This is a genomic window from Amycolatopsis sp. La24, assembly GCF_029087445.1.
GTDB classification, from domain to species: domain Bacteria; phylum Actinomycetota; class Actinomycetes; order Mycobacteriales; family Pseudonocardiaceae; genus Amycolatopsis; species Amycolatopsis nivea.
Genome location: NZ_JARACH010000014.1, coordinates 41,438 through 55,862 on the forward strand (window position 1 = coordinate 41,438; position 14,425 = coordinate 55,862).

Here is a 14,425-nt window from a genome sequence, read left to right on the forward strand (position 1 = left end):
CGATGCTGTCCTCGGGTCAGCTGCTGGCCGAGCGCTACAAGCTGACGAACCGGATCGCCGTCGGCGGGATGGGCGAGGTCTGGCAGGCGAGCGACACCCGGCTCGACCGGATCGTCGCGGTGAAGGTGCTGAAGGCCGAGCTGTCCGGCGACGCCGAATTCCTGCACCGCTTCCGGACCGAGGCGCGGATGACCGCCTCGCTCAACCACGCCGGGATCGCCGCGGTGCACGACTACGGCGAGACGGTCAACGAGGACCTCTCAATCGCGTACCTGGTGATGGAGTACGTGGAGGGCGATCCGCTGGCGGGCATCCTCGCCAAGCACGGCAGGCTCACCGCGGACTACACGCTCGACCTGCTCGAGCAGGCGGGCACCGCGCTGCAGGCCGCGCACGAACAGGGCCTGGTGCACCGCGACGTGAAGCCGGGCAACATCCTGGTCACCCCCGCGGGCAAGGTGAAGATCACCGACTTCGGCGTGGCCAAGGCCGCCGACGCGGCCCCGGTCACCCGGTCCGGCATGGTCATGGGCACCGCGCACTACATCGCGCCGGAGCAGGCGCTCGGCCAGGACGCGGAACCGGCCAGCGACGTCTATTCGCTCGCGGTGTGCGGGTACGAATGCCTCGCCGGGCACCGGCCGTTCCTGTCCGAGAACGCGGTGACGGTCGCGATGATGCACATCCGCGACGTCCCGCCGCCGCTGCCGCCGGACGTCCCGCCGGGCGCGCGGGCGGTGATCGAGGCGACGCTCGTGAAGGACCCCCGGCAGCGCTATGCCAGCGGCGGCGAGTTCGCCGGCGCGATCGCCGCGGTCCGCGCCGGCCGCCCGCTGCCCACCCCGCTCGGCCTGGTCAACGCCGCCTACGCGGCAGGTCAGGCACCGCCGGTGCCACCGGTTCCGCCCGCAGTGCCGCAGGCGGCCGGTGCCCCGGTCGGACCCAGTTCCAACCCGGCGTTCCGGCCGCTGTCGGCTCCGCCGGGCCCGCCCGGTCCGCCGGTCCCGCCGCCGAAACGGAACCAGTGGGGCTGGTGGGTGCTGCTCGCGGTGGTCATCGTCGTGGTCCTGGTGGCCGTGGCGTTCTTGATCGCGAGAGTGGTGTCCTCCGGCAACGGAGGACCGCCGCGAAGCGTGGACAGCGGGAGCGGACCGACCTCAGCCACCCCGGCCGGTACGAGCGAGGCCCAGGGCCTGCAAGGCATGATGACCACACCTTGGACGGAATGGAACGGCACGAAGCGATGACGACACCCAGACTGCTCTCCAATCGGTACGAGCTGGGCGACACGCTCGGGTACGGCGGTATGTCCGAGGTCCACCACGGGCACGACGTGCGGCTGGGCCGGGAAGTCGCGATCAAGGTCCTGCGCGCGGACCTCGCCCGCGATCCGCAGTTCCAGGAGCGGTTCCGGCGCGAGGCGCAGAACGCGGCCGCGCTGAACCATCCCGCGATCGTCGCCGTGTACGACACCGGCGAGGCGAACACCGACGTCGGTCCGCTGCCGTACATCGTGATGGAGTACGTCGAAGGCCGGACGCTGCGGGACATCGTCAAGACCGAGGGCCCGCTGTCGCAGAAGCGCGCGATGGAGGTCATGGCCGACGTCTGCGCCGCGCTCGACTTCTCGCACCGGCACGGCATCGTGCACCGCGACGTGAAGCCGGCGAACGTGATGATCACGAAGAACGGCGCCGTCAAGGTGATGGACTTCGGCATCGCGCGCGCCATGCACGACGGCCAGTCGGCGATGACGCAGACCGCGGCCGTCATCGGCACCGCCCAGTACCTCTCGCCGGAGCAGGCGCGCGGCGAGTCGGTGGACGCCCGGTCGGACGTCTACGCGGCGGGCTGCGTGCTGTACGAACTGATCACCGGCGAGCCGCCGTTCACCGGCGATTCCCCGGTCGCGGTGGCGTACCAGCACGTGCGGGAGGACCCGAACCCGCCGTCGTCGGTGAACCCGGCCGTGTCGCCGGAGCTGGACGCGGTCGTGCTGAAGGCGCTGGCCAAGGGCCCGGCGAACCGGTACCAGTCGGCCGCCGAAATGCGGTCGGACCTGGTCCGGACGCTGTCCGGGCAGCGTCCGTCGGCCCCGATGGTGATGTCGGACGACGAGCGCACCCAGGTGATGAACGCCGACCGCCGCCAGCCGGTGGCCTACGACGACTACGCCGACGAGCCGGACGAGGACCCGCGCGCCAAGCGCCGCCGCCGGATCATCTTCGGGGTGATCGCCGCGCTGCTCGTGGCGGGTGTGGTGCTGCTGATCTTCTGGCTGAGCGGATCGTTCCGCGACAAGAACGAGACGGCGCAGATCCCGCCGGTGGTCAACCAGCAGGTCACCCAGGCGAAGGCGGCGCTGCAGCAGGCGGGCTTCTCGTCGTTCGCGCCGAACAAGAACGTGGTGTGCGGTCCGGAGGCGAGCAACCCCGGCGGGCAGACCTGCACCGAGGACCAGATCGGCAAGGTCATCGCGATCGACCCGGAGGTCGGCAAGACGGTGCCGACCACGTCCACGATCACGCTGACCGTCGGGCAGAAGCCGGGCAACACCACCGTGCCGGACCTGCACGGCAAGTCGGCGGAAGACGCGAAGACGGCGCTCGAACAGGCCAAGCTGAAGCTCGGCAACACGACCTCGCAGCCCGTCGACACCCCGGACGACGTCGGCAAGGTCGTGTCGCAGAACCCGACCGCGAACTCCTCGGCCACCGAAGGCACGCCGGTGGACATCGTCGTCGGGTCCGGCGTCAACCAGAAGGAAGTGCCGAACACGGTCGGCAAGGACTACGCGACGGCGAAGCAGATCCTGCAGAACGCCGGTTTCAAGGCCCAGCGGGTCGACCAGGCCTCGGACCAGCCGAAAGACCAGGTCATCGACCAGCAGCCGAACGGCGGCAACCTGCCCCCGAACAGCACGGTGAAGCTGACCGTGTCGTCCGGTCCGCAGCAGATCCAGATGCCGGACCTGACCGGGATGACCCAGGACCAGGCGACGCAGAAGCTGCAGAGCCTGGGGTGGTCGGGCAGCATCCAAACCCAGACGACCTCGTCCGGCAGCGGCAAGGCCAACACCGTGGTGAAGCAGAACCCGCAGGCGGGCAGCCAGATCAGCCCGACCCAGGCGATCACGCTGACGTTCAAGGCCGATGACGGCAGCGGCGGCTCGCCGACGTCGAGCTCCGGCGGCGGGATCTTCCCGCCGGGCGGGATCCGCAACAACAACGGCGGCTGACCCGCTCGCAGCGCATAAGGAGGGCCCGCACGGTGCGCACCGTGCGGGCCCTTTTTTCGCGCCGGCCGATCAGTCTTGGTCGAGGAAATTCCGCACGCTGGCGAGCACCTCGTCGACGTCGTGCCCGCCGCCGCAGTCGACGTCCAGCTCTTCGACGGCCCCGGAGCGCTTCACAGTGAGCGACACGCGCCGTCCGTCGCGCTGCCGGTGCAGCCAGCCGAATAGCGACCGGCAGAAGGCACCCGCCGACCGGCTGCTCACCATCACGACCACGCCGCTGCCCGGCCCGGCGAGCCGCACGCGCCCGGCCAGTTCGTCCTCGGCGCCGAGCCAGGAAACGAGGTGCCGCACCTCGTCCGCTGAGCCGTCCACGGTGATCGCGGCGATCCCTGCCGTCACGGATGCTCCCCTCCCGGGCCCAACAGACGGCGCGAGGGTAACCGACTCGCAGCCCGACCCGGAACCCCCAAATCGGCATTTGCCGAATGCAATTTGCAGAAAGGTCAGGACCGGCGGGTCGAGACCGTGCCCACCACCGTCATGCTCGCCGCCAGCAGCACCACCGACGTGCCTGTCGCCAAACCGAGCGGACCGCCGTACGGGGAGCCGTTCATCAGCGCTTGCAGCAGCGGATGCACCAGCGGAACCCACTTTCCCAGCAGCACCACGCCAAGCACGAGAACCGCGGCGAGCACAGTCCAGCCGATGCGCGACACAAGCAGCCGCGAGCACGGCAAGCCGATCGCGATGCCGACCAGAGCGCACGCGAGATGGGTCGCCAGCCCGGCACCGATGATCTGTGCCTGCAACTGATTCCGATGCGTCGCCGCCCAGCCGACGGTCACCAGCGTGCACACCAAGGTGCAGCCGAACACCGTCAGCACCGCGCCGCCGATCGTTTTGCGGTTGCCGCCCGCGTGGTTGAGCGTGATCAGGCGCTGCACCGGATCTTCGATGTCCAACAACGCGATCGTGAGCCAACAGCCGAGTACGAGAACCCCCGCGCCGCTCACGCCAAACAGCGGAAGCACTGGCGAACTCGGGTCTGCGTAAAGGATTGAGCACAACGCGAGGTACGCGAGCCCGGCTGGCAAATAGCGTTGCGAATGGCCGAGCAGCGCCAGGTAATAGCGGCTCACTGCGAGCACGGCGCCACCTCCCGCACCGACCAGCCGCCGGACAACGCGCGCAGCAGCACGGCGTCGGCGTGTTCGGCGTCGACCGTCAGGACCACGCCGCCTGCTTGGTCGGCGACCGCGTGCACGCCTGGTTCGGCGGACCAGTTGTCGACGCTCGACGACACCGGCAGCAGCGTGATCCGCTTCCGCTCCGGATGCGTTTCCAGCGGCGCGACCCGGCCGGAAGCGAGCCGGTACACCTCGTCGGCGTGTTCGCGCACGACGTCCGGCCGGTGGTCGGTGAACACGACGCTCGCGCCGCGTGCGCGGGTTTCCGCGACCAGTTCGCCGAGCACCGCGTGCGTGCCGACGTCGAGGCCGGACCAGGGTTCGTCGAGGATCAGCAGGTCCGGCCGCACCAGCACGGCTTGGGCGAGGCCGACCTTCTGCGCGTTGCCCTTCGACAGCGTGCGCAGCTGCGCGTCCGGACTGCCGACCAGCGCGAGCCGTTTCAGCAGCGGATCGATCCCGGACAGGTCAGTCAGCCCGCGGATCCGCGCCAGATGCCGCAGGTACGCCCGCGCGCTCAGCCGCTGGCCGCCGGGGAACCGGTCGGGCAGGTAGCCGACCGCCGGGCTCCCGGTGATGTCGCCGTACGACGCCCGCGACACCCCGGCGAGGATCCGCAGCAGCGTCGATTTGCCCGATCCGTTAGTGCCGAGGACGCCGACCACCCGTCCGGCGGGCACCTCGAAATCGATGTGCGTCAGGACGGGTTCGCCGCTGCCGTACCGTTTTCCGACTCCGCTGAGCCGGATCAGCGGGGTCGGCGCGGTCACGCAGTCGCGGCCTTCTGCAGGGTGCGGGTGGCCCGCTCCAGGTCGTCGACGACGGTCGGCGCGACCGGGTGGCCCGCCGAGGCCATCCAGTTCGCCAGCATCCGGTGGCCGCATTCGGTGAGCACGGATTCGGGGTGGAACTGCACGCCCTCCAGCGGCAGTTCGCGGTGCCGCATGCCCATCACGATGCCGGTTTCGGTGGTGCCGGTGACCTCGAAAATGTCCGGATCGATGGTGTCCGGCAGCACGGTGAGCGAGTGGTAGCGAGTGGCGGTGAACTCCTCCGGCAGCCCGGCGAGGATGCCGGAGCCGGTGTGCCGTACCTGGCTGGTCTTGCCGTGCAGCAGCTCGTCCGCGCGGTCGACGGTGGCTCCGAAGTGCACTCCCAGCGCCTGGTGGCCGAGGCAGACGCCCAGCATCGGCGTGCGCGTCTCGGCGCATTTCGCGATCACTTCAATGCTCTGACCTGCGCGTTCCGGCGTTCCAGGACCCGGGGAGACGAGCACCGCGTCGAAGTCCGGCACGCGGTCGAGGTCGACGACGTCGTTGCGCCACACCGTGCAGTCGGCGCCGAGCTGCGCCAGGTACTGGACGAGGTTGTAGACGAAGCTGTCGTAGTTGTCGACGACGAGAACGCGCATGCCGCCAGCTTAGCGGCTCCCACCTGCTGGACCGTACGCCAGATCACAGTGATTGTTAGGATCACCTAACTTACCGTGGAGCGGGTGAGCCGAATCCTTCGTGTCGCCGTGGTGGGCGCCGGCCCCGCCGGCATCTACGCCGCCGACCTGCTGGACAAGTCCGACGTGTCAGGCACAGACGTCGAGATCGACCTGTTCGAGCGCATGCCCGCGCCGTTCGGGCTGATCCGCTACGGCGTCGCGCCCGACCACCCGCGCATCAAGGGCATCGTCAACGCCCTGCACAAGGTGCTGGACCGGCCGAACATCCGGCTGCTCGGCAACGTCGACTACGGCACCGACCTGAAGCTGGACGACCTGCGCGAGTTCTACGACGCGGTCATCTTCGCGACCGGCGCGATGGCCGACCGCGCGCTCGACCTCCCCGGCATCGACCTCGAAGGCAGCCACGGCGCCGCCGACTTCGTGTCCTGGTACGACGGCCACCCGGACGTGCCGCGCACCTGGCCGCTCACCGCGTCGTCGGTCGCGGTGCTCGGCGTCGGCAACGTCGCGCTGGACGTAGCGCGCGTGCTCGCCAAGACCGCCGACGAACTGCTGCCGACCGACATCCCGGCGAACGTCTACGAGGGCCTCAAGGCCAGCCCGGTCACCGACGTGCACGTGTTCGGCCGCCGCGGTCCGGCCCAGGCGAAGTTCTCGCCGCTGGAGCTGCGCGAGCTGGACCACTCGCCGAACGTCGAGGTGATCGTGCACCCCGAGGACATGGAGTTCGACGAGGCCAGCGTCGCCGAACTGCGGTCCTCGAAGCAGACCGACATGGTCGTGAAGACGCTGCAGGAATGGGCGATTCGCGACGAGGGCACCCGCCCGCGCCGGCTGCACCTGCACTTCTTCCACGCGCCGGTCGAGGTGCTCGGCGAGGACGGCAAGGTCGTCGGCCTGCGCACCGAACGCACCGAGTACCGCGACGGCAAGGTCGTCGGCACCGGCGAGTTCCACGACTGGGACGTGCAGGCGGTGTACCGCGCGGTCGGGTACCTGTCGTCGCACCTGCCGGAAATCCCGTTCGACCACACCGCGGGCGTGATCCCGAACCAGGGCGGCCGGGTGCTGGACCTGGACGAGAACCAGGTCCCCGGCGTGTACGTGACCGGCTGGATCAAACGCGGCCCGGTCGGCCTGATCGGCCACACGAAGGGCGACGCGGCCGAGACCGTCGCGAACCTCTTGGCGGACGCGGACACCCTCGCCGCGCCGCGGCATTCGTCTCCGGACGCGATCCTGGAATTCCTTGCCGCGCGCGGGATTTCGTTCACCACCTGGGAAGGCTGGGGCAAACTCGACGCGCACGAGAAGTCGCTCGGCGAGGCCGAGGGACGCGAGCGGGTGAAGGTCGTGGAACGCGACGAGATGGTGCGGGTTTCGCGCGCCTGAGGTCAGTTCAAGTAGACGATCTTCCCGCGGGCGTGCCTGCTTTCGCTCAACTCATGCGCGGCCGCGGCTTCGCTCAGCGGGAAGGTCGCTGCGACTGGAATCCTCAATTGGCCTCCCTCAGCGAGCTCTACTGCTGGGGCAAGTCCGTGTACTGCCAACGGATCCGCACCAGGGAGCGCGGCACCGTGCGAGAAGTGCACGCCGTGCTGTGGCGCGGTGGTGTCGGTGATCGTCACGACCCGCGCGGGGTCTCCGGCGATCTCGATCAGGTCCGGCAATGCTCCCCCGGCACAGTCGAAGACCGCGTCGACGCCGCCGACTCGGTCGACCAGCCCCGGACCGTACGTCGTCGCCTCGGCCCCGAGGGAACGCAGGAAATCGTGGTTGCGCGGGCTCGCCGTGCCGATAACGGCGGCCCCGCGCGCGATCGCCAACTGAACCGCGACCGTGCCGACGCCACCCGCCGCGCCGTTCACCAGGATCCTTCCGCCAGGAAGCTGATCCAACACCCGGGTCGCCGTTTCGATCGCGCCCGCGGCACCGCCCGCCTCCGCCCAGCTCCAGGCGTCCGGTTTGGCAGCCCAATGCACCAAGACTGCGTACTCCGCGTTGGCTCCCCGACGATTCGCGTCGGTCATGCCGAAGACGTGCTCGCCGGGCACTATTCCGGTGACCCCGTCGCCCACCTCGTCGACCACGCCAGCAGCGTCGTAGCCCGTCCGGAACGGGAACGTCACCGGCATCGTGTCCTTGCGCGCTCCCGATCGGATGATGGTTTCGCCCGCGGAAAACCCGGACGCGCGCACGGAAACGCGAATCTCCCCGGGTCCGGCGTGCGGTTCGGCGACATCGGCGACGTGCACGACGCTGGGCGGGCCATACTGGGAAAACTGGACGGCTTTCATGTGCCGAAGGTATTCCAGCAGGTCAGCGATCCAGCCGGAAGTGAGAGGGGTGGCGGCCGAAGTGAGACGGACCGACGCCGCCCACAACCGAGTCCGCATCCTCGCGGCGGCGCGGGTGGCTTTCACGGTCCGCGGATACGGCGTACCGATGCGGGAGATCGCCCGGCAGGCCGAGGTGAGCGTCGCGACGGTTTACCGGCATTTTCCGACCAAAGACGCACTGATCGCCGAAGCGTTCGCCGAGGAACTGGCGCTGTGCTCGTCAATCGTCGAAGAGGGCCTGGCGGCGGCTAATCCGTGGCAGGGTTTCGTCCTCGTGCTGGAGAAGCTGACCGAGGCGCATGCCCGTGACCAGGGCTTTCGCGCGTTCGTCGCCCAACTCCCCCGGCGACTCGACTTCGCCGCCGACCGAGCCCACACCCTGCGGCTGCTGCTCGAACTCATCCGCCGAGCTAAGGACGCTGGCGAGCTGCGCGCGGATTTCGTACTGGAAGACCTTGTGCTGGCGTTGGTCGCCAACGAGGGGATCCGGGTGGAACCAGCTTCTGCGCGGCTCGCAGCGGTGCGTCGGTTCACGGCGTTGCTGATCCAGTCGTTCCGGGCGCACCCGGATGCCGGACCGCTGCCGCCAGCTGTGCGGGTGCCGCTCGGCCGCGCTTAGCAAGGATGCTCACCGTGCGGCTGTTCCGGTGGGAGTGATCCACCAAAGTGGTGATGAAACTCGTTTTCTCTTGTGGCCGGGTCGGGCGGGCCGGTAGCTCTGAGGGGTACCGCTGACCATGGAGGTTGTCTTGTCCTTGGACGTATCGCCCGCGCTGCTGGAAAAGGCCGAACGCGGGGAGGTCTCCGACGCCGAGTTCGTGGCCTGCGTGCGGGAATCGCTGCCGTACGCGTGGGAGGTCATCACCGGAGTGATCGCGGAAGCAGACACCGCCGCGGACGGATTCGCGGACAACGAAACCCCGCCGCCGGACGAGACCGCCCGCGGTCAGCTGCTGCGAGCACTGGCCTCAGACGCGATCCGGGGCGGGCTGGAACGGCATTTCGGGGTGAAGCTGGCGTTCCAGAACTGCCACCGGGTAGCCGTGTTCCGCGAGACGGACGGGGATCGGTACCGGGCGTTCGTTTCGCCTCGGGGGCAGTTGCTGAACCAGAGCCCTGAGCTACGGGACTGCTGAGTCCGGTTTCGGGTTGGACGACCGGCCCGGTCAGGGTTTCTCTGGCCGGGCCGCTTCAGCTTGCTTTGCACTCGGCTGAAGTCACCGCCGCGGCGACCTTGGTCTTCGTGGAGGACGTAGTCATCACGGTGTTGCGCACCATCGTTTTCCCCGGGGTCGTGCCCGTTGCGGTCTCCGTGATCGGACCGCTCTTGTCACCGGTGATCTCGTACGTGATGTCGCACGTGTAGTGATCCAGATCCGACGTGCCCTTGTACGTGAATTTCGGCTCTACCACCACATTGCAACCGGCAGAGCCAAAGCAATGCTTGGAAACGGTCTTCAGCGCAATCTCGAAATCGTTCGCCGCCGGCGGGACGGACGTGCTCTCCGTGGTCGGCAGCGGTGCCGAGGGGTTCACTGTGCTCGAGTCGAACATGCTCTTCCACGTCGACACTGGCGAGGCAGGTTCTGCTGGATCGGCACCTGTCGACGATCCGCATCCGGCCAGGGAAATCGCCAAGACAGCTGCGGCGATGGCAAAAACGATGAGTTTGTGAGCCGACATTCGTTCTCCCCACCGTTCGCCGCTGAACGTGTCAGGTTTGAACTCGCAAGGATCGCCATCGGTGTTACAGGGCGTGAGATAGTCGCGCGCGAACCCCGTGTCCGGAAAACCAGCGTCCGGCTATCCCCGCAGGGCGGGCAACACCTCGGCACCAATCCGCGCGATGTTTGCCATCGTGCCCTCCTCCGTGCCGGAAGCTTCCACGAACATGATCACGTGCGACACCCCAGTGCGCGCAAAACTCGTCCGCAAAGTCTCGACGCAATGCTCAACCGACCCCACCGGATGGATCGCGCACAGTTTTTCCGTGTACTCCCAAGGATCCCGCCCCGGACCAGGCCGATCGTCCACCGGCACATGGGCGGCTAAGCCATCCGCCAGCCACCCCGGCAAAGCGTGGCGCACCACCGCGGAAGCATCGTCGCCGACCTGGCACAGCACCGTCGACACGTGGGCCGCGGGAGCACCGTAAGCAGCAACAGTGGCGGCCTTCTCCGTGTCATCCGCGTGCAGGCCCAGCAACAACGGCAGTTCACGTTTCGCAGCCAACTGGACCGCGGAGGAAGTCGGGCCACCGCAGGCCACCACGACTTGTGGGGTGCGTTGCGGAGTCGGGCGCAGCGGTACCTCGCGGAAGGAGAAATGCGCGCCCCGGGCCGAGACTCGACCGCCAGTGGCGGTCAGCAACAGGTCCAGCGACTCGGCGAAACCCGTTTCATAGCGCGGCAATCCGGTCCCGAATACCTCCAGGTCCTGCCACGGCCCACCTCGGCCGACGCCTAATCGCAGGCGGCCGTCAGAAACCGCGTCGAGCATGGACCACTGTTCTGCCAACGCGACCGGATGCGTCGTGGACAGCACGCTTACCGCCGTGCCCACATCGATTCGCGACGTCTGGCCCAGCACGTGCGCGGCCAGCGTGATGGCTGACGGGCACACGCCATACGGCATGAAGTGGTGCTCGGCCAGCCACACGTCGTCGAAACCGGCGACCTCGGCCGCGCGAGCCGCGCGGACAGTGCGGCGCAGTACGGCGGCGTCGTCCTGGCCCGGGAAGCGGCCCGAGACCAGGAAGACTCCGAACCTCAGTTGCTCACCGACACGTTGTTGAACCACAGCAGCGGGTCCAGCCACGGGAACACCACGAACATCAGCAGCGCCACGATTCCGAGCACCAGCACGAGCGCGATCACGAACTTCACCGCGAACGGTCCGGGCAGATGCCGCCAGAGCCAGCCGTACATCAGGACGCGACTCCGATCTTCTTCAGCAACGTCGTGTAATCCGGCACCTGCGTCTTCGGCACCTGGCGGGTCAGCACCGAGGTGATGATCAACCGTTCCTTCGCCGAGAACTGCGGGTGACACGTGGTGAGCGTGAGCAGCGAAGCCTGCTGCGCCTTCGGCAGCGCCCCGGCCGGCTTGTACGGCACCGGGTTCACCGCGTCGCCCTGGCTCGGCTGGACGACCTTGCGGCCGAACGTCTCGTCGTACGGTCCGCCGCCGGGGATGCTCGAGTTGCGCAGCGTCGACACGCCCTTGCACTCCGGCTGCGCGCCCTTGCCGCTGCTCCAGCCCTTGACCTCGTCGTCGTAGGGCAGCACCTGATAGATGAAGAAATCGGTGTGCGTTTCGATCACGATCTGGTCGCAGGAGCTCAGGTTGTCCAGGTCGTTGAACGGCGCGCCCTTGCCGACGCGGTGCCCGGCGACGCCGAAGTTGCCCGGTTCGCCCGGCAGCGCGGTGCCCTTGTAGTGGCCGGGGCCGATCGCCAGCGAATCCTCGCCGGTGCCTTCCTGGATGGTGAAGTTCCAGTCCGCGCCGAACGAGGGGATGTGGATGCGCGCGAACGCCTTGCCGTCGATCAGCTCCGGGTGCAGCGTGCGGTCCTTCGCCCAGTCGCCGTCGAGCTGATCGCTCGCGGTGTGCTGTTTCTCGGCGGAGAACAGGTCGGTGACCCACACCTCGTACACCATGAACAGCAGCACGACCACGCCGAGCGTGATGAAGATTTCGCCCGCGGTGCGGATCGCGAGCCCGCCCTTGCCCAGCGGCGGCGGGGTCTTCTTGTCGTCCTTGTCCTCCACCGCGACCGCGGAGAACACCTCGGTCGGCTGCTCGGCGAACTCCGGGCCGGTCATCCGCCGCCGGGACGGGTCCGGGGCCGCGGCGCCGACTCGGCGCGGCATCTGACGGCCTTCTTCCGGCTGGCGGCGAGGACGTCCGCCTGGGTCGCCGGGACGTCGTTGCGGACCGCCTTCGGCGCGGAACTCCGCGGTACGGCGGGGTCCGGGATCGCGCGGACCGCCGAAATCACCGCCGCGGGGGTCACCCTCGCGGGGCCTGCCTTCGCCCGGCCGGCCCTGCACGGGCCGGTTTTCGCCGCCGTCCCGGCGCGGTCCGCCCCGGTCGATCGGCGTGCGCTGTTCGGGTGATCTGCCGCTGGGGTTCCCGGCTACTCTTCGCCGCGGCGGGGTCTCCCCTGGCTGCCTTCTCGGCGGCGGCGGCTGACGGCGGACCGGGCGGTCAGGTCCGGTGCCGGGGCGGCGGTCGTCCTCGCCCGGCCAATCTTGCGGCGTCACGCAAGCTCCTCCCGCGCCCGGCCGGAGGCCTCCTCGGCACTCCAGGTGGCGCTATTGTCACAGTCTGAGAAACCCGACCGCTCCCGCCCGGTGCTGCGGAGCCGTCCTTTACGTTAACGTGTGCACGTGGCGCTGGTTGCGCACCCCGACAGCGGGACCTCGTCCAGGATGCCGCCACCAGGAATGCCCGAGAGCACGCGAGGAAACGATGCCGAAGTCGAAGGTCCGCAAGAAGACCGCGTACACCCCGCCTGTCGACCGCCGCACCCCGGTGAAGGTCCAGGCCGCGGGACCGTCGAACCTGTTCTACAAGATCGTCATGTTCGGCCTCATGCTCCTCGGGCTGGTGTGGCTGGTCGTGAACTACATCGCCGGCGACAAAGTTTCGTTCCTCAGCGAGCTCGGAAACTGGAATTTCGCCATCGGATTCGCCGCGATGATCGCCGGCCTGCTGATGACGATGCGGTGGCGCTGACCATCCGCCGGATCAGCTTTGCTCCGGTCGGCCGATTGACACCGAATCACACCGGTGTGACTCATCCCCAGTGTGGATAACCCCTGTGGATAACCACCCGACCTCCTGGGCCCCGCGCCGAAACCTCGTGGTAGTGGCGTGGGGCCTGACCGCATTGCTGCTGGTCGGAACCGTCGCGGACGCGCTCTTCGGCGACGGCAAGGGCGCGGTGCTCACCGGCCTCGCGACCCTGGCCGTCGGCGCGTTCGCGGGCCACTGGACGCTCGTGCGGCCGCGCCTGGCCGCCGACGAGCACGGTCTTCAGGCCCGCACGCTCTCCGGCACGCACCGGCTCCCCTGGACCGGCACGACGGTCCGGCTGCGCAGCACCCGCCGCCTCGGCCGCGACGGCGTGACGCTCGAACTGGAGCGCGACGAGCAGTTGTTCATCTTCGGGCAGACCGACCTCGGCGAGGATCCTCGCGACGTGCTGGACGTGCTTACCGAACTGCGGGCCCGCTCAGCGGGATAGCTCGCACGAGTACCGGTACTCCCCCTGAACCAGCCGGGGAGAGCAATCCAGCGACGGGTAGTCCGTGGCTCGCCAGCTGATCAGCCCGGCGAGCGCGATCGCGATGACGGCCGTGCCGATCGCCTGCCACCGGACCAGGTTGCGGGCGGGAGCGTAGAGAATGGCGGCTGTCACCAGTGCCCCGGTAACGAGGCCGCCAGCGTGGGCCCAGATCGAAATGCCGGGGATCGTGAAGGTGATGTAGGCGTTGATCACCAGGTTGATGAGCAGCGCGGTCGGGTTGAGCCGCAGTTTGAGCGTGATGACCGCGTAGGCGCCGAGAAGCCCGAAGATCGCGCCGGAGGCGCCTACCGTCGGCCTGCCATCCCCGAAAAGCAGCACCGCGGCGGAGGCTCCGAGCATCGACACGAAGTAGAGCGCCAGGTACCGGACCTTGCCGAAGACCTGCTCCAGCGCACGGCCGATCATCCACAGCGAGAACGCGTTCGCCGCGATGTGGATGGGTCCGTAATGCAGGAAGCCCGAGGTGAAAATCCGCCACCACTCGCCCGCGCCGAGCGTGAGCACGGGCTCCAGAGAAAACCACGCGTGGGTGAGGGACAGATTGTTGTTGAACAGGCTCTTCGCCTGGACGACGGTGATCAGGAAGACCACCACGTTCACCGCGATCAGAGTCGCCGTGACGGTGTAAGAGTTCGACAGCCGGGCCCCGGCGATCGTGCGGGAGCCCATTCCTGCGTCTTGATACTGCCGGTGCTGCTGTTTCTGCTGTTGCGCCCCGGACTGGACGCAGTCCGTGCACTGGAACCCCACCGGGGCTTCGCGCAGGCAGTCCGGGCAGGCCGGACGTCCGCAGCGGGCACAGCTGAGACCGGTCGGGCGGTTCGGATGCCACCAGCAACCGGGAAGAGAGGGCGCGGACGGGTTCGGCGGTTGGCTCACGATGACTCCAACC

General features: G+C 68.6%; 17 protein-coding genes. 7 read left to right on the plus strand and 10 right to left on the minus strand.

Going from position 1 to position 14,425, the window contains the following annotated elements; translation table 11 throughout:
* Positions 1 to 2: 2 nt before the first annotated feature.
* Positions 3 to 1,247, plus strand: coding sequence for a serine/threonine-protein kinase (locus PUT80_RS16090; RefSeq protein WP_037809201.1), 1,245 nt, complete (start codon positions 3 to 5; stop codon positions 1,245 to 1,247).
* Complete coding sequence (gene pknB / locus PUT80_RS16095; protein WP_275292571.1) at positions 1,244 to 3,238, plus strand: Stk1 family PASTA domain-containing Ser/Thr kinase; 1,995 nt, start codon at positions 1,244 to 1,246, stop codon at positions 3,236 to 3,238. Before PUT80_RS16090 ends, pknB begins: the two co-directional genes overlap by 4 nt.
* Positions 3,239 to 3,307: 69 nt before the next feature.
* Here the strand turns inward: pknB and PUT80_RS16100 are convergent, their stop codons facing one another.
* From PUT80_RS16100 to PUT80_RS16115, 4 genes are all read right to left on the minus strand, one after another.
* Positions 3,308 to 3,637, minus strand: coding sequence for a hypothetical protein (locus tag PUT80_RS16100; RefSeq protein WP_043831325.1), 330 nt, complete (start codon positions 3,635 to 3,637; stop codon positions 3,308 to 3,310).
* Between the two features lie 104 nt (positions 3,638 to 3,741).
* Positions 3,742 to 4,386 (minus strand): hypothetical protein, encoded by a 645-nt coding sequence (locus PUT80_RS16105; protein WP_134664625.1) that lies wholly within the window; start codon positions 4,384 to 4,386, stop codon positions 3,742 to 3,744.
* Positions 4,374 to 5,177 carry an ATP-binding cassette domain-containing protein gene (locus PUT80_RS16110; protein ID WP_240014434.1) on the minus strand — a complete coding sequence of 268 codons (804 nt, stop codon included), beginning with the start codon at positions 5,175 to 5,177 and terminating at the stop codon, positions 4,374 to 4,376. Before PUT80_RS16110 ends, PUT80_RS16105 begins: the two co-directional genes overlap by 13 nt.
* Positions 5,178 to 5,191: 14 nt before the next feature.
* Positions 5,192 to 5,836: an aminodeoxychorismate/anthranilate synthase component II gene (locus tag PUT80_RS16115; RefSeq protein WP_134664629.1), complete on the minus strand. Its 645-nt coding sequence runs from the start codon at positions 5,834 to 5,836 to the stop codon at positions 5,192 to 5,194.
* 111 nt (positions 5,837 to 5,947) lie between these two features.
* On the opposite strand from PUT80_RS16115, the gene PUT80_RS16120 reads away from it, so the two are divergent.
* Positions 5,948 to 7,273 carry an FAD-dependent oxidoreductase gene (locus PUT80_RS16120; RefSeq protein WP_275292693.1) on the plus strand — a complete coding sequence of 442 codons (1,326 nt, stop codon included), beginning with the start codon at positions 5,948 to 5,950 and terminating at the stop codon, positions 7,271 to 7,273.
* Positions 7,274 to 7,275: 2 nt separating this feature from the next.
* Here the strand turns inward: PUT80_RS16120 and PUT80_RS16125 are convergent, their stop codons facing one another.
* Entirely contained in the window at positions 7,276 to 8,178 is a 903-nt protein-coding gene (locus PUT80_RS16125; RefSeq protein ID WP_275292575.1) for an NADP-dependent oxidoreductase, read from the minus strand.
* 61 nt (positions 8,179 to 8,239) lie between these two features.
* On the opposite strand from PUT80_RS16125, the gene PUT80_RS16130 reads away from it, so the two are divergent.
* Both PUT80_RS16130 and PUT80_RS16135 read left to right on the plus strand, forming a co-directional pair.
* A complete protein-coding gene (locus PUT80_RS16130; RefSeq protein WP_275292577.1) occupies positions 8,240 to 8,839 on the plus strand; it encodes a TetR/AcrR family transcriptional regulator in 600 nt (199 codons plus the stop codon).
* Positions 8,840 to 8,969: 130 nt separating this feature from the next.
* Positions 8,970 to 9,356: an SCO5389 family protein gene (locus PUT80_RS16135; RefSeq protein WP_037809185.1), complete on the plus strand. Its 387-nt coding sequence runs from the start codon at positions 8,970 to 8,972 to the stop codon at positions 9,354 to 9,356.
* Between the two features lie 55 nt (positions 9,357 to 9,411).
* Here the strand turns inward: PUT80_RS16135 and PUT80_RS16140 are convergent, their stop codons facing one another.
* The 4 genes from PUT80_RS16140 to PUT80_RS16155 all read right to left on the minus strand — a co-directional run bounded on the left by PUT80_RS16140 (position 9,412) and on the right by PUT80_RS16155 (position 12,091).
* Entirely contained in the window at positions 9,412 to 9,903 is a 492-nt protein-coding gene (locus PUT80_RS16140; protein WP_134728033.1) for a hypothetical protein, read from the minus strand.
* A 120-nt stretch (positions 9,904 to 10,023) separates the two neighbouring features.
* Positions 10,024 to 11,037: an LLM class flavin-dependent oxidoreductase gene (locus PUT80_RS16145; RefSeq protein WP_275292580.1), complete on the minus strand. Its 1,014-nt coding sequence runs from the start codon at positions 11,035 to 11,037 to the stop codon at positions 10,024 to 10,026.
* The gene (locus tag PUT80_RS16150; RefSeq protein WP_162836037.1) at positions 10,989 to 11,147 is read right to left on the minus strand and encodes a hypothetical protein; all 159 of its coding nucleotides are present in this window, start codon (positions 11,145 to 11,147) and stop codon (positions 10,989 to 10,991) included. Before PUT80_RS16150 ends, PUT80_RS16145 begins: the two co-directional genes overlap by 49 nt.
* Positions 11,147 to 12,091: a class E sortase gene (locus PUT80_RS16155; protein ID WP_275292582.1), complete on the minus strand. Its 945-nt coding sequence runs from the start codon at positions 12,089 to 12,091 to the stop codon at positions 11,147 to 11,149. Before PUT80_RS16155 ends, PUT80_RS16150 begins: the two co-directional genes overlap by 1 nt.
* A gap of 601 nt (positions 12,092 to 12,692) precedes the next feature.
* Between PUT80_RS16155 and crgA the strand changes: the two genes are divergently transcribed.
* Both crgA and PUT80_RS16165 read left to right on the plus strand, forming a co-directional pair.
* Positions 12,693 to 12,959, plus strand: coding sequence for a cell division protein CrgA (gene crgA / locus PUT80_RS16160; RefSeq protein ID WP_037809181.1), 267 nt, complete (start codon positions 12,693 to 12,695; stop codon positions 12,957 to 12,959).
* Between the two features lie 85 nt (positions 12,960 to 13,044).
* Positions 13,045 to 13,470 (plus strand): PH domain-containing protein, encoded by a 426-nt coding sequence (locus PUT80_RS16165; protein WP_275292585.1) that lies wholly within the window; start codon positions 13,045 to 13,047, stop codon positions 13,468 to 13,470.
* Here PUT80_RS16165 and PUT80_RS16170 read toward each other — a convergent pair.
* Entirely contained in the window at positions 13,459 to 14,412 is a 954-nt protein-coding gene (locus PUT80_RS16170; protein WP_275292587.1) for a rhomboid family intramembrane serine protease, read from the minus strand. The genes PUT80_RS16165 and PUT80_RS16170 overlap by 12 nt on opposite strands.
* Between the last annotated feature and the right edge of the window lie 13 nt (positions 14,413 to 14,425).